Origin of the sequence: Polaribacter irgensii 23-P (assembly GCF_000153225.1) — a bacterium.
Lineage (GTDB): Bacteria > Bacteroidota > Bacteroidia > Flavobacteriales > Flavobacteriaceae > Polaribacter > Polaribacter irgensii.
The window spans coordinates 470,425-485,853 of record NZ_CH724148.1 but is presented as its reverse complement, the minus strand read 5'-3'; the positions used below and the strand labels follow the sequence as shown (position 1 = coordinate 485,853).

14 protein-coding genes are annotated in these 15,429 nt (G+C 35.2%); 7 read left to right on the top strand and 7 right to left on the bottom strand.

The genetic code is table 11. From position 1 onward, the window contains the following. Positions 1-96 precede the first annotated feature (96 nt). The 6 genes from PI23P_RS02125 to miaB form a co-directional block, all read right to left on the bottom strand. Positions 97-372 carry a co-chaperone GroES gene (locus PI23P_RS02125; protein WP_004569068.1) on the bottom strand — a complete coding sequence of 92 codons (276 nt, stop codon included), beginning with the start codon at positions 370-372 and terminating at the stop codon, positions 97-99. Between the two features lie 165 nt (positions 373-537). Then, complete coding sequence (secG, locus tag PI23P_RS02120) at positions 538-873, bottom strand: preprotein translocase subunit SecG (protein WP_004569067.1); 336 nt, start codon at positions 871-873, stop codon at positions 538-540. 3 nt (positions 874-876) lie between these two features. Further along, positions 877-1,590, bottom strand: a complete 714-nt coding sequence (locus PI23P_RS02115; protein WP_004569066.1) for a DUF8458 domain-containing protein — start codon at positions 1,588-1,590, stop codon at positions 877-879. A 26-nt stretch (positions 1,591-1,616) separates the two neighbouring features. Further along, complete coding sequence (locus PI23P_RS02110) at positions 1,617-2,123, bottom strand: LptE family protein (protein WP_004569064.1); 507 nt, start codon at positions 2,121-2,123, stop codon at positions 1,617-1,619. Between the two features lie 109 nt (positions 2,124-2,232). Beyond that, positions 2,233-3,456 (bottom strand): sigma 54-interacting transcriptional regulator, encoded by a 1,224-nt coding sequence (locus PI23P_RS02105; RefSeq protein WP_004569063.1) that lies wholly within the window; start codon positions 3,454-3,456, stop codon positions 2,233-2,235. 76 nt (positions 3,457-3,532) lie between these two features. Continuing rightward, positions 3,533-4,987: a tRNA (N6-isopentenyl adenosine(37)-C2)-methylthiotransferase MiaB gene (gene miaB, locus PI23P_RS02100; RefSeq protein WP_004569062.1), complete on the bottom strand. Its 1,455-nt coding sequence runs from the start codon at positions 4,985-4,987 to the stop codon at positions 3,533-3,535. Positions 4,988-5,383: 396 nt separating this feature from the next. Between miaB and topA the strand changes: the two genes are divergently transcribed. From topA to PI23P_RS02065, 7 genes are all read left to right on the top strand, one after another. After that, positions 5,384-7,954 (top strand): type I DNA topoisomerase, encoded by a 2,571-nt coding sequence (topA, locus tag PI23P_RS02095; protein ID WP_004569061.1) that lies wholly within the window; start codon positions 5,384-5,386, stop codon positions 7,952-7,954. Positions 7,955-7,991: 37 nt separating this feature from the next. After that, the gene (locus tag PI23P_RS02090) at positions 7,992-9,152 is read left to right on the top strand and encodes a formimidoylglutamase (RefSeq protein WP_004569060.1); all 1,161 of its coding nucleotides are present in this window, start codon (positions 7,992-7,994) and stop codon (positions 9,150-9,152) included. A gap of 99 nt (positions 9,153-9,251) precedes the next feature. Beyond that, positions 9,252-10,625 (top strand): T9SS ring complex lipoprotein PorK/GldK, encoded by a 1,374-nt coding sequence (gene porK / locus PI23P_RS02085; protein WP_004569059.1) that lies wholly within the window; start codon positions 9,252-9,254, stop codon positions 10,623-10,625. Positions 10,626-10,653: 28 nt separating this feature from the next. Then, on the top strand, positions 10,654-11,295 hold the full coding sequence (gene porL, locus PI23P_RS02080) for a type IX secretion system motor protein PorL/GldL (RefSeq protein ID WP_004569058.1): 642 nt from the start codon (positions 10,654-10,656) through the stop codon (positions 11,293-11,295). A gap of 46 nt (positions 11,296-11,341) precedes the next feature. Beyond that, positions 11,342-12,871 (top strand): type IX secretion system motor protein PorM/GldM, encoded by a 1,530-nt coding sequence (gene porM / locus PI23P_RS02075; RefSeq protein ID WP_004569057.1) that lies wholly within the window; start codon positions 11,342-11,344, stop codon positions 12,869-12,871. A gap of 15 nt (positions 12,872-12,886) precedes the next feature. Further along, positions 12,887-13,741: a type IX secretion system ring subunit PorN/GldN gene (gene porN / locus PI23P_RS02070; protein WP_004569056.1), complete on the top strand. Its 855-nt coding sequence runs from the start codon at positions 12,887-12,889 to the stop codon at positions 13,739-13,741. 175 nt (positions 13,742-13,916) lie between these two features. Beyond that, positions 13,917-14,957, top strand: coding sequence for an NAD(P)/FAD-dependent oxidoreductase (locus PI23P_RS02065; RefSeq protein WP_004569055.1), 1,041 nt, complete (start codon positions 13,917-13,919; stop codon positions 14,955-14,957). 90 nt (positions 14,958-15,047) lie between these two features. On the opposite strand, the gene PI23P_RS02060 is transcribed toward PI23P_RS02065, so the two are convergent. Further along, positions 15,048-15,422: a DUF983 domain-containing protein gene (locus PI23P_RS02060; RefSeq protein ID WP_238299962.1), complete on the bottom strand. Its 375-nt coding sequence runs from the start codon at positions 15,420-15,422 to the stop codon at positions 15,048-15,050. Positions 15,423-15,429: the final 7 nt, after the last annotated feature.

Sequence of the window (15,429 nt, the reverse complement as noted above, 5' to 3'; positions counted from 1 at the left end):
TTAATTTTATTTTTAGCCTTACGTACTTAACTTCTGCTAAAAAGAGTTTTTATTTTTTTTACAAGCCACAGGAAAATACCTGTCGCCAACAGCAATTTAAATAATTGCTAAAATGTCGCTTTCGCGCATCATTAAATAGTCTTTGCCTTCTAATTTTAAATCAGTTCCACCATATTTACTGTACAAAACAGTATCTCCAATTTTAACTGTTAATGGCTCATCAATTTTACCATTTCCAATAGCAACCACGGTGCCTTGTTGTGGCTTTTCTTTTGCGTTGTCAGGAATGATTAGTCCAGACGCGGTTTTTGTTTCTGCCGCTGCAGGCTCTATTAGAACTCTATCTGCTAAAGGCTTTATGTTTAATCCCATCGTTATTTTTTTATTTATAATTTATGATAACTACCAATCAGAAAGTATGCCAATACAGGATAGATGACAATCTTTCAAAAAAAATAAAAGTAAAGGTACTTTTTTAAATAAAAAAATGCCAACGTGTCATCCACATTGGCATTTGAAGTTGTGTAGTACAACTGCTTATTTTAAACTATCGTTTGTTGTTGTTGTTGTTGTTTCTGGTGCTGTAAGAACTGTAGTTTCTATGCCTTCTAATGTGTTGTCTAACTTAAAGTCATTGGCACCACCTCTGTCAATTGCAAAGTTGGATAAAAGGATTAATGCAAACATCGCAATTGCAAGCGTCCAAGTAGTTCTATCTAGGAAGTTGTTCGTATTTTGAACACCACCTAAAGATTGCGCACCACCACCAAAAGAAGAAGACAATCCTCCACCTTTCGGGTTTTGTACCATAACTATTAAAATTAAGATGACTGCTACCAATAGGATAACTCCTAAAAATAAGTTATAATTCATACTTTATTTTTTTTGTAAAATTTGTATTTTTTTAATCTCGTTTGCAAAGAAACCACTTTTTTCTGGATATTTCAAGCTTAAAATTTTATAAGCTTGTATTGCATTTTCATACTTTTTTTGAGCAAGATAAACGCTTGCCAAAGTTTCTGTCATCAATGCATTGTCCTGTTTGTTTTTAGAGATCGGAGTAGTGAAATTTTCTCCTTTTTCAAGAGGGGTAATTTTTGGGTTATTTTGAATAAACGTATTAATGATGCCTTCTTTAGTGTGTTTTTCGCGAACTGGCTTGTCATTATTTCTGACAATTGTTTTTTTTGTTGCTAACTGCAGCCATTGATGAAATGAATGACTTTCAGTGGCAGAGAAGGAATGTGGTTTTTGGGAATGCCCAGGTGCTTCATTGGGGACACTTTTTTTTGTTTTTTGTAGAGAGACCGTGGCCGTATTTTGTGTCTGAATTTCTCCCTTTTTACTTATTTCGGTATCGAAAGAGGTAATATAATTGAATAAAATAGTGCGATCTGCAGTAAATGCCGCCGTTACTTTTAATTCATTATTATATTTAAAACTATCTTGATTTTTCAATCCTTTTAAATACAAAACCCGCGCTGTTTGAAAATAAGGAAACTCATCTACAATAGCTTTTAAAGCGAGGGTTTCTTGAGCCTTAATAAAAGGCTTTTTGCCAAGTAAATTCAGGAAACTTTTTATTTTCAAAATATTTTTTTCTTCGAGTTATATACTTACCATTTGCCAACAGAAGCATTAAATACGTCTTGTGTTATTCGGTCAATTATTTCTGTAAAAGCAGCTTCTTGAACGCCCCCCGTTAATTGGGAAGTTGCTGGATAGTCGGAATAAAAAGAAAAAGATTTTTCAAAATTTTTCTTTTCATCGGTGGTGTTTGCATACCTCACATTTACACTAATAGTCAGTCTGTTTTGTGCTGATGTTTGTTGAGAAGTAGCACTCATTGGTGCTATTCTATAACTGGTAATTTCCCCGCTAAAATAAAGTTCGCCATTTGAAGATACTAACGTTAGATTTGTCTGTCTTGTAAATAAGTCTTGCAATGCTAATGTAAAATCCTGACCGAGACCTGGCTCTATTAATTGTGCTTGGTTTTGGAAAAAATCTATTTGAATTGTTTTCGCACTTCCCACATCTCCGCCAGTAAAACCGTAAATTCCGCACCTTGTAAAGAATAAAACACATAAGACAAAGAGGGGAATATAATATACTTTTTTCATTGAGATAAATCGGTTTTAACTTCGTACAAAATTTAAATATAGGGTTTTTTAAATGGCTTCAAAACAAATAATCTTCTCTTGAATAAATGAACCGTTGTTCTGAGATTCATTATAAATCATACTGTTTTATTTTTCGATAAAGGGTTCTTTCTGAGATTCCTAATTCCTTTGCGGCTAATTTTCGTTTATTTTTATTTTTTTCGAGAGACTTGGTAATCATTTCAATTTCTTTGTCTTGTAAAGATAAAGACTCATCTTCTTGAATGGTCTCTATAAAATCATACTCTTTTTCTTTCGATGAATTCTGGGGGATGTTCATCACTTCAATATTGCGTTCTTTTCTTTCTTGGTCCGCGTAGATTTTTTCTATTAGTTGATGGTTTCTTTCTTCTACTTCTTCGATATCTCCAGTTTTCATTAAATCGAGTGTCAATTTTTTTAAATCGTTGATATCATTCCGCATGTCAAAAAGGATTTTATACATGATATCTCTTTCTGAAGAAAAATCGTTGTCTTTTTTTCCTCCAATTACAGCGGGCAGATTTCCTTTGTTATTGGGGAGATAGTCTTGTAGCTTTTTTCCTGTGATAACCCTACTTTCTTCAATCACAGAAATTTGTTCGGCGAGATTTTTTAACTGTCTAATATTGCCAGGAAAACGATAGTTTAGTAGGATGGTAACTGCATTTTCATCCAAGCGAATTGAAGGCATTCTGTATTTTTCTGCAAAGTCAGAAGCAAATTTTCGAAACAACAAATGGATGTCTTCATTGCGTTCTCGAAGTGCTGGTAAATCTATTTCTATCGTACTTAAACGGTAATATAAATCTTCTCGAAAACGCTCTTTTTCAATTGCTGCTTGCATATTTATGTTGGTAGCAGCTACAATCCGAACATCGGTTTTTTGAGGTTTTGAAGAACCTACCTTGATAAATTCTCCGTTTTCTAAAACACGTAACAAACGCACTTGTGTGGTTAATGGTAATTCACCAACTTCATCTAAAAAGATGGTACCCCCATCTGCAACTTCAAAATATCCTTTTCGATCTTGTGTTGCTCCGGTGAATGATCCTTTTTCATGTCCAAAAAGTTCACTATCAATAGTTCCCTCAGGAATTGCACCGCAGTTGACAGCAATGTATTTTGCATGTTTCCGGTGTGACAATGAGTGTATGATTTTCGGAATATTTTCTTTTCCTACACCACTTTCTCCTGTTACTAAGACAGAGATATCTGTAGGTGCAACTCGAATTGATTTTTCTAAGGCACGGTTCAGATGAAGATCATTACCAATGATTCCAAAGCGTTGTTTTAATGCTTGCAAGTTTTCCATAGTTTCTATTTTGAAATTGGATTTTTTAGTGAAGCTTCCAGTATTTGGAATACTTAATATTTATTCTTTGGGGCAATCAGTTATTGTCAGAATACCCAACAACAGTTCCTTTTAATGTTGCAGAAGTACAGTCTTCAACTTTTACATTTACAAAATCACCTAATTTATAATGCTCTTTTTTGAAAACTGCTATTGTATTTTGTGTGTTTCTCGCCTTCCATTCATCTGGATTTTTTTTCGAAGTACCTTCAATTAAAAACTCCTCTATTTTCCCTAAGTGCTGCTGTGTTCTAAACAACGCATGTTCTTGTTGCAAGTCTATGATCTCTTGGAGTCTGCGCTTTTTAACAGGCTGTGGCACATCGTCATCCATCTTATTTCCCGCTAAAGTTCCTGGTCTTTCCGAATACGTAAACATAAATCCGAAATCATATTTTACATATTGCATTAAAGCGAGTGTATCTTGATGGTCTTCTTCAGTTTCCCCACAAAATCCAACAATCATGTCTTGTGATAATGACATTTCTGGAATAATTTTAAAAATGTTATCCACCAAGGTCATGTATTCTTCACGCGTATGTTGCCTATTCATTGCCTTTAACATCGCGTTACTTCCACTCTGAACAGGTAAATGAAGGTATTTACAAATATTAATATGTTTTGCCATTACATGTATGACATCTAAACTCATGTCTTGTGGATTCGAAGTGGAAAAGCGGAAGCGTGTTTTTGGAAATTTTGTAGCGCACATGTCTAACAATTCTGCAAAACCTATTGCAGTTGCCCGTGCCATTTCCGTAGCTTTTTTGAAATCTTTCTTTAGTCCACCGCCAAACCATAAGAAACTATCTACATTTTGTCCTAGCAGCGTAATTTCTTTGAAGTTTTGGTCTACCATTGATTGAATTTCTTCCAAAATACTTTTTGGATCCCTACTTCTTTCACGACCGCGAGTAAACGGAACGACGCAAAAAGTACACATATTATCACAACCTCTGGTAATGGATACAAAAGCAGTGACCCCATTTGTATTCAAGCGAACGGGAGAGATATCACCGTAGGTTTCATCTTTGGATAAAATTACATTTACTGCACTTCTACCTTCACTAACTTCGCTTAATAAATTTGGTAGATCTTTATAGGCATCAGGTCCGACAACCAAATCCACAATTTTTTCTTCTTCTAAAAACTTTTCTTTCAAACGTTCTGCCATACAGCCTAAAACGCCAACCTTCATCTTTGGGTTTATTTTTTTTACCGCATTGTATTTTTGTAAGCGTTTCCGTACGGAAGTTTCAGCTTTCTCTCGAATAGAGCAGGTATTTACCAAAACTAAATCTGCTTCTTCTAAGATCTGAGTTGTGTTATAGCCTTCTTTATCTAAGATTGCAGCAACAATTTCACTGTCGTTCATATTCATCTGACAGCCGTAACTCTCTATGAATAGTTTCTTTGTGTTTTCTATCTTATTTTCTGTAACAAGGGCTTTTCCTTGAATTTTCTCGTTGATAACTTTTACGCTGGGTTCCATAGGCAAAAATGAAAAGCAAAGATACAACCAAAAATGAAAAGGAATGACAAATTGGCAGAAAACAATTAGTTTTGATATTCTTTGATAATGTGCGGAATAACTGCTTTTGGGTGCTTAAAGCTAGGTGCAGTTGTAAAGAAAATGATGGGATGAATACAGGGTTGCTTCCGATTTATCCAGTGTGAAAAAAATGGGAGGTAGCGTTTGGTAATTATCTTCTTATAATTGCTTAAAACTTAGGTGTGGAAGTGGGATGGAAAATTATCGAAGAATGATTTTATCCATTAAAAATGAGTTAAATTTTTTTAAAAAAATAATAATAAAAAAAAACAACATACTTTTGTGATTCAAAAGAACGTAAGTTAAACTACGTTAATTGAGAAAAAAGAAAGATACATGGCAAAGAATTTAGTAATTGTAGAATCACCAGCAAAAGCAAAAACCATCGAGAAGTTCCTTGGAAAAGATTTTCAAGTAGAATCTAGTTATGGGCACATTGCAGATTTACCTTCGAAAGAATTAGGAATTGACGTGGACGGTGATTTTAGTCCGAAGTATATTGTTTCAGATGACAAAAAAACAATTGTTAAAAAGTTAAGAGCATTAGCAAAAAAAGCAGAGACTGTTTGGTTGGCAAGTGATGAGGATCGGGAAGGAGAGGCTATTGCTTGGCACTTAAAGGAGCAATTAGGATTAAAAGATGAAAATACAAAACGGATTGTTTTCCATGAAATAACAAAGAATGCAATTTTAAAAGCAGTTGAAAATCCGAGAGATATCGATTACAATATGGTAAATGCACAGCAAGCTCGTAGAGTTTTAGATCGACTTGTTGGTTATGAATTGTCACCCGTTTTGTGGCGTAAGGTAAAAGGAGGTTTGTCTGCCGGGAGAGTACAATCAGTGGCAGTTCGTTTGATTGTAGAGAGAGAGCGTAGCATTCTTAGTTTTGTGGCAGAAACGCATTATAAAGTAGTTGCGCAGTTCACGAACAGCGAAGGAAAAATGTTCAAAGCAACAATTCCAAAGAATTTTAATTCTAAAGAGACTGCGGAGCATTTTTTAAAATCTTGTGCCAATGCAGATTTTTCTATTGCAGATTTAACTAAAAAACCAGCAAAGAAGTCACCAGCTGGACCTTTTACAACATCTACATTACAACAAGAAGCATCCAGAAAATTAGGGTTTGCCGTTGGCAAAACAATGCAGGTTGCCCAGCGTTTGTATGAAGCGGGTTTGATTACATATATGAGAACGGATAGTTTGAATTTATCTGTGGATGCAAGAAATGCCGCTGAAGAGGAAATTACAAATTATTACGGCGCTGAATACAGCAAGCAGCGTGTTTTTAAGACCAAGTCAAAAGGGGCACAAGAGGCCCATGAAGCGATCCGTCCCACAAGTATGAAAGTACATTCGATAAGTACAGAATACGACCAAGATAGATTGTATGATTTAATTTGGAAAAGGACAGTAGCTTCTCAAATGAGTGATGCGCAATTAGAACGCACAAACGTGAAAATTGAAAACTCTGAAAATTCTAAAATATTCACTGCAAATGGTGAAATGATCAAATTTGAAGGTTTCTTAAAGGTTTACTTAGAAGGAACGGATAATGAAGACGAGGAACAAGCAGGAATGTTGCCAAACTTAACGATTAAAGATGCTTTGGCTTATGCTTTTATCAATGCAACGCAGCGTTTTACAAGTCCACCTTACCGGTTTACAGAAGCTTCTTTAGTAAAGCAGTTAGAAGAACTGGGCATTGGAAGACCTTCTACATATGCGCCTACAATTTCTACAGTTCAACGCAGAAAGTATGTAGAAAAAGGACAGAATGAAGGGTTAGAAAGGTCTTATCAACAACTAGTTTTATCAAATGGAGTAGTGGAAGAAGCTCTTTTAGAAGAAAAAACAGGAGCTGACAAAAATAAATTGGTTCCAACAGATATTGGAAATATTGTCAATGATTTTTTAGTTGCTAATTTCTCAAATATTTTAGATTTTGGTTTCACGGCAAAAGTAGAAAGTTCTTTTGATGATATTTCGGAAGGAGATGCGAATTGGATTGAAATGATCAAAGGTTTTTACACAAAATTTCACGACAATGTGGAAGATGTAAAAGAAAATGCAGAAAGAGAAAGTGGAGAGCGTATTTTAGGAAAGCATCCAGAATCTGGAAAGACTGTTTTAGTTCGTTTGGGTAAATTTGGACCAATTGCACAGATTGGAGCCCCAGAGGACGAGGAAAAGTTGTTTGCAAGTTTAAATACCACTCAAAATTTAGGCACCATAACCATGGAAGAGGCATTAGAATTGTTTTTGCTTCCAAAAACATTAGGAGCTTATGAGGGTGAGGAGGTAATTGTTTCAAATGGTCGTTTTGGACCCTATATTCGTTTTGGGACGATGTTTGTTTCCTTAGACAAAGGAGAAAATCCAATGGAAGTTGATTTGCCAAGAGCAGAAGAGTTAATTGTTGCAAAACAAAAGGCAGATGCCCCTATTTATCACTACGATGAAATGCCCGTACAAAAGGGTGTTGGCCGTTTTGGTCCTTTTATAAAATGGAATTCTATTTTTATAAATGTAAGTAAAAAGTATGATTTTGATACGCTTTCAGATGCTGACATTATAGAATTGATTGAGGTTAAAAAACAGAAAGAAATAGATAAAGTTGTGCACAATTGGGAAGATGTTGGGATTCGTGTAGAAAAAGCTCGTTGGGGTCGTTTTAATGTTTTAAAAGGAAAGCTTAAAATTGAGTTGCCAAAAACTACGGATATAGAAAAGCTTTCAAAAGAGGAAGCTGTGAAAATGATAGAAGCTAAGACGCCTAAGAAGAAAATAACAAAAAAGAAGGCGACACCGAAAAAGAAGGCTGCGGTAAAAAAGAAGGTGACACCGAAAAAGAAGGTTGCGGTAAAAAAGAAAACAACAGTAAAAAAAACTCTAAAGAAGAACTAATTAGTTAGTATCTCACTCTTTTTATTTAAGAAAATTAATGAATCACGACTTTTTAACTCCCATAGAAGATTCCGTTATTGCACAATTAGATGAGCAATCTCCGGACTGTTTGGGTCGAAATATTCAAATCTATTCAAAAAAAGAAGGTTTTCCAATCTTGGAAAACGTTCAAATTGCTATTTTTGGAGTGAAAGAAGATAGAAACTCACAAGATAATTTTGGCTGTGGCGAAGACTTATACCTTATCCGGCATAAATTATACGAATTATTTCCTGGTAATTGGCATAGCAATATTGTAGATATAGGAAATGTTGAGAAAGGAAATCAGGTTTCAGACACCTATTATGCGGTGAAAGAAATAACGGCCTTTTTGTTAAAGAAAAATATTATCCCCATTATTATAGGAGGAGGTCAGGACATTACTTACATAAATTATAGAGCATATGATGCTTTAGAGCAGTCTGTAAATTTAACGGCTGTAGACAGTCGGTTTGATCTAGGGAGTTTGGAAGGGGAGTTAACTTCCCAATCGTATCTGAGTAAAATAATTATGCAAGAGCCAAATAACTTGTTTAATTATTGCAACGTAGGGTATCAGACTTATTTTAATTCGCAAGAAGAAATCAACTTGTTGGAGAGCTTGTTTTTTGATTCCTACCGATTAGGGGAGGCAAAGGAGTTAGAAAATATAGAGCCAGCTTTTAGAGATGCTGATATCGTTTCTATAGATATTGGTGCAATTCGTCAAAGTGACGCTCCAGCAAATAAAAATGCTTCACCAAATGGGTTTTATGGTGAAGAGATTTGTGCAATTTCAAGGTATGCGGGTATTAGCGACAAGGTGTCCTCTTTTGGAATTTATGAGTACAATGCAAAATATGATAAGAACCACCAAACAGCACATTTAATTGCGCAAATTATTTGGTACTTTATAGAGGGTTTTAATTACCGTGTAAAAGATTATCCTTTTTCAGGCAAAGAGAATTATCAGAGGTTTACAGTCTTATTGGAAGAGGACGAACCACTTACTTTTTATAAAAGTAATAAATCGGGAAGATGGTGGATGGAAATAAATATTTTGTCAAATAATAAATACAAAAGGCATGCGTTAATACCATGTACGTATAAAGACTATGTAGCGGCAACAAAGCAGTTGATACCTGAAAAATGGTATCGTGCAATGAAAAAAATGTTGTAACACTTAGAGAAGAACGAAGCAATGTGTTAAATGCTTTTTCCACATTGCTGCGAATAAAAATAATACGTTACCAAATTTTTGTTAAGACATAATTATAATATGAGGAAAGTACTAGTATTTGCTCTTTTAGTAGTAATAATTTACAGTTGTGGCTCTAATGACAGAGGCGAATTGGTGGGTGTTAAGGCTAAAAAGGAATGGTTTTCTGAGAAACCTTACGGAATGGTATTAGTGCCAGGAGGTTCTTTTACAATGGGGAAACAAGATGAGGATATCAGTGGCGCTATGAATGCACCTACAAAAACAGTTACAGTTCGGGCGTATTACATGGATGAAACCGAGATTACGAACAATGAGTACAAAGAATTTGTGCGATGGGTTAGAGATTCAATTGTAAGAACAAAATTAGGAGAACAGGCTGATTATGCCGCTATTGTTGGAAGTAATGCAGTTCCAGGCGCAGGATCAACAGGAGGGATACAAGATTACGCTTTTTCAAGTGTAGAGTCAGAAAATGCAACTCCTTATCAGAAGTACATGTATGAAAACTATTGGAGTTTATCCGAAGGAACAGCGGCCGCAAGACCTTTAAATTGGAAGACCGAACTAGTTTGGAAAACATCAGAATATCCAGATGCCAATTATGTAGAAGTCATGGATTCCCTTTATCTTGGGGAGAAAGAGTCGGTTAACGGGTTGCGTTCATTTGACACAAAAGCAATAAAGTACCGGTATTCTTGGTTTGATGGAGACAAAGCAGCAAGAAGTGGAGGAAGTCGAAAAGACTTTTTACAAACGGAGGTTGTGCAAGTGTATCCAGATACAACTGCTTGGGTAAAAGATTTCAATTACTCCTACAATGATCCAATGCACCAAGATTATTTTCATCACCAATCTTATGGAGACTACCCAGTTGTTGGGGTAACTTGGGGACAAGCAAGGGCATTCTGTAATTGGAGAACAAAAAAGAAAAATGACTATTTAAAAGGAAAGAAAAACCCAACAACAGTTCCAACCTTTAGGTTGCCAACAGAAGCCGAATGGGAGTATGCTGCAAGAGGAGGTTTGGAATTTGCAACGTATCCCTGGGGTACTGGAGGCACAACCAATGATCGCGGTTGTTTTTTAGCAAATTTTAAGCCGGTAAGAGGCAATTATGCTGCAGATGGGGCACTCTATACTATGGAGGCGAATTCTTATAATGCCAATGATTATGGCTTGTTTAATATGGCTGGAAATGTTTCTGAATGGACAAATACCGCATATAATTTGTCTTCTTATTATATGGCTTCCACAATGAATGCGAATGTAGAAGACAGCCAAAATACAAGAAAAATTGTACGTGGAGGTTCCTGGAAAGATGTGGCTTATTTCTTAGAGGTAAGCTCAAGGGACTATGAATATGCCGATACCGCTAGAAGTTATATTGGTTTTAGGACCGTGCAAGATTTTATAGGTACAGCAAATAAATAAATTCAACCAAAAAAATAAGAAGTAAATTATGGCACAGTCAAGAGCTTACAAAAAAAGAATGAATTTTATATATGGAATGGGAGCGGCAGTTGTAATTGTTGGTGCTTTGTTCAAAATTCAACACTTTTCTATCGGTTTTTTATCAGGAGGTGCGATGTTAACAGTAGGTTTGGTTATTGAGGCCGCAGTATTTGCAATATCTGCTTTTGATGCTCCAGAAGAGGATTTAGATTGGTCAAAGGTTTATCCTGAACTGGCAGATGGTTTGTCATCTGAAGATGATGAGAAAAGGTTAGGTGCTAGTGGTTTGTTAGCACAAAAATTAGATTCTTTGCTAATAGAAGCAAAAATTGATTCCAGCCTAATGGAAAGTTTAGGGAAAAGCATGAAGAATTTTCAGGGGGCTGCTGAAGGATTGTCTGCAGCATCAGAAACAATTTCTGCTACAAATAAATACAATGAGCAAATGTCTTTGGCTTCTTTACAGATGGAGTCTTTGAATGGTTTGTATAAGGTGCAATTAGAAAATTCAACGAACCAGGCAGAGCTAAATTCAGCGGTCATAGAAAATACAGAGAAATTGAAACAACAAATGGAATCATTGGCAAATAACTTATCTTCTTTAAACGGAGTCTATGGAGGGATGCTATCTGCAATGACAACCAAGTAATAATTAGTTAGAACAAATTTTATAATAATTAAAAAAACTAATTAGAATGGCGGGAGGAAAAATGTCCGGAAGACAAAAAATGATCAACTTAATGTACCTTGTTTTTATCGCAATGTTGTCGATGAATATGAGTAAAGAGGTCTTGTCAGCTTTTGGTTTTGTGAATGAAAAGTTAACAGATAATAATATTTTAATTTCAGAAAAAAATAATCAAGCCTACGCTAATCTAGCTACAAAAGCGAGTGATCAAGCAGCAAAATTTACGAATTTAAACAAGCAGGCTCTTAGAGTAAAAATAGCTTCAAAAGATTTTTACAATTATTTAGAAGCATTAAAAACGGATATGACTGCAGATCTTGAGGATAAGCAAGCATATGAGGCTATGGATAAAACTGATTTTTTAGATGAACGCTTCTTTAAAGGAGATGTGTTTACTGCGGAAGGTGAAGCGTTTTTAGCTAGAATTAATGGGCATAGAAACTCTTTAATGGATGTTTTGGGGAAGAATACTTCCTTTGCCTCAATACTAACAAAAAGGTTTTCCACAACGGATGAGATAAATAGTGATGGAAAAACAATCAAATGGTTGGAATATAGATATAAAGGGTTTCCGCTAGTCGCTTCTTTAACAAATTTGACGCAGTTGCAAGCAGATATTAAGAATACAGAAGCAGATATTATTTCGAACCTATTAGGAGGCCAGTTGGAAAGCGACGTATCCATGTCAAATTATAGTGGACTTGTGAAATTAGATAAAAACGCATTTTATCCTGGAGATAATGTCACAGGAACTGTAGTTTTAGGAAGATATGATCCTAGCTTGCTACCAAGTAGAGTTGTTTTAAATGGAAAAAAATATGATAATTTTAAAGATGGAAATGTTGTTTTAGACTTGAGAGCAGAAAATGTTGGCGAGAAAAATATTGATGGAACTATTTATTTCATGGAAAACGGAGAGGAAGTACCCGTTCCGTTTAAGAGTTCTTACTCGGTGATATCAAAACCAAATTCACCGGTGGTTTCTGCTGACAAAATGAATGTAGTATACAGAGGTTTGCCAAACCCTATATCCATTTCCTTACCAGGAGTGCCAGATAAAGATGTAATCGTTAGTGCTCCCGGTTTACAAAAAGTAGGTTCAGGTGCATACATAATGAGACCACAATCGGGCAACAAAGTAGACATTAAGGTAAGTGCGAAGCTCGCAGACGGCAGTACTGTAAATACAAGCACTGTTTTTAGAATAAAAGATATTCCCGCTGCAATGGGAACCGTGAGAGAGCAATACGGTACCGTAAGAATGCCAAAATCGGGGCTAGTAAATACGCCAGTTAGCGCAGGTTTGCCAGACTTTTTATTTGATTTGGATTTAGAGGTAATAAGTTTTAAACTAAAAGTACCTGATCAATTGGCCATTATTGTAAACGGGACACAAATGAGTGCCGCAGCAAAAAATGCGCTTTCAAAGGCAAAAAGAGGCGATATGATTAATATTTTTGATATCAAAGCTATTATAAAAAATAGTGCATATGAGCTTAAAAAAGTACTGCCTGTAAACATAGAATTAACAAACTAGAGAATATCCATAGTTATGATTAGAAATTCTGTATTATTATTTTTAGCTGTTCTTAGTGCGAATCTAGTGCTAGGTCAATCGAATATATTAAACGCAAAATCGGTAGAAGAAATAGGAGTGAAAAGTAAACGGCAATTAGCTGCAAACAATGATCGTCCTATTCCTTTCGGTTATTTAGATGACAGAGATGTCTTGTGGTCAAAAGTAGTTTGGGAGTTTATTGATTTAAATCAGAAGATAAATTTACCATATTATTTTCCCGTAGATACCGTAAACATCTCAACGTATAGAAGATCCTTATTTGATACGCTTCTTAAAGGAATCCAACAAGGAAAAATTGAAAACGCATATTCAGACTCTTTTTTTACTTCGAAAATAACAAAAGAGGAAATACAGCAACGTTTGATTAATGTCCGAGAGGAAAATGGTTATACAGACACTTTTAGAATTAAAACACAGGATGTACAGGGGTATATGATCAAAGGGATATGGTATTTTGATAAACGTCACGGAGAATTGAAATATAGATTGTTGGCATTGGCTCCTATGGGCAAAGATGTTCAAACGTTGGGTGTTGAAAATATTGAGGATTCAAAATTGTACGAATTGTTCTGGATCTTTTTTCCAGCAGCAAGAGAAGTGCTCCATGATGCAAAGGTTTTTAATGTAAAAAACGCTGCACAGCCGATTTCTTTCGATCATCTTTTAAATGCGAGAAGGTTTAGTTCTGTAATTGTACGAGAGGAAAATATTTATGATAACAGAGCAATTGAAGATTATGTGCGTGGCAATTCTTTATTTCAATTATTGGAGGCTTCCAAAATTAAAGAGGATATAAGGAACCGAGAAATGGATATGTGGAATTATTAGGATAGACATAAAAAGGATATAAAACGTTTGCGAAAGCAAGCGTTTTTTTTGTCCCGTAATTTTTAAAGTTGTCGGTGTGTTAGACAAAAAAAGAAATGCATATTTGTAGTCTTTAAAAAAAGTTTCAATAATTTTTAAAAATAGAGAGTTCACGCATTGCAAACGCAGTAGTTTTATGAAGGTAGATTATATTATTGTTGGTTTAGGATTGGCAGGGCTTGCATTTGCTGAAGAATTAATAAATGCAAATAAAACATTCTTAGTTTTTGAAGATCATTCTCAAACATCTTCTTTGGTAGCTTGTGGGGTATATAATCCTGTTGTTTTAAGAAAATTTACAGCAGTATGGAATGGTGCATCACAATTGAATGTTGCGATGTCTTTGTACGGTGCATTAGAAAAAAAATTAGGTCAGAAATTTGATGATAAATTCTTAATAAAAAGAGTTTTTAAATCTATTGAAGAACAGAATAATTGGTTTTCTGCTTCTGACAAACCATTGTTACAGCAATTTTTGAATCCAAATATCGAGACTAAAAAAAAATCTGGAATTTTGGGAGATTTTGGATTTGGAACGGTAAATAAAACAGGGAGAATTGATACTTTAAAATTGGTAAGTGCCTACCGAAACTATTTAAAGCGAAACAATTGGATTCGTTTTGAGAAATTTGAGCACGCAAAGCTAGTGCCCGCCGCTGAAAATATTCGTTATCAAGATATTGAATGCAAACACATTGTATTTTGTGAAGGTTTTGGAATCAAAGAAAACCCATTTTTTAATTATCTACCACTAGCAGCAGCGAAAGGAGAGTTGATGACCATCCATGCACCCAACTTAAATATTGATTTTTTATTGAAAGCCGCTGTTTTTGTAATTCCTTTAGGAGATGACAAATACAAGGTAGGAGCAACATTTAATCATGAAGATAAATCAGCAGCACCTTCAGCAGCTGGAAAATTAGAATTAGAAGACAAATTAAAAAAGGTGCTTACGACTCCGTATGAAGTTATTGAGCAATTTGCAGGGATCCGACCTACAACAAACGATCGGCGACCTTTTGTTGGTTTGCACAAGGAATACGCGAGATTTGCTATTCTGAACGGTTTGGGGACGCGTGGGGTGCTCATAGCACCCACAATGGCCAAAGCTTTGTTTCTGCGTATAGAAAAAGGGATTCCTTTAGATGAAGCTGCAGATATTGACAGGTTTCATTAAACGTTCTATAAATCAATTTGTAAAAGTAGTGACAAAGGGTTCCAGGTGGTCTAAAAGAATAAGAAGGCACATGGAAGGTAGTAAGAATGTTTATTTTTCTTTGTAACTTACAAACATATTGATCCAAATAATTCGAGATAAACGTAAATTTAGAGGTGCTAAAATCAGTAATACACCAATAATAGCTGCGAAAGATTCTAAAAGAATGAGATTAAAAAGAAGCGTAGCAATGGTAAAGGTAGCGATAGAAAGTGCTACTGTAATTCCATAATTTACATACATAGCACCAAAAAAGAAGGAAGGTTCCATCATATACCGCAAATTACACTTTGAACAATTCTCATGAAGCTGAGTAATTTTGGCAGGATGAAAAGTAAATGAATGTTTGAAAAAAGCACCCTCTTGGCACCTTGGGCATTTGCTGTTTGCAATACTGTACATTTTTGTACCTTTTTTAAACATCATAACTCTA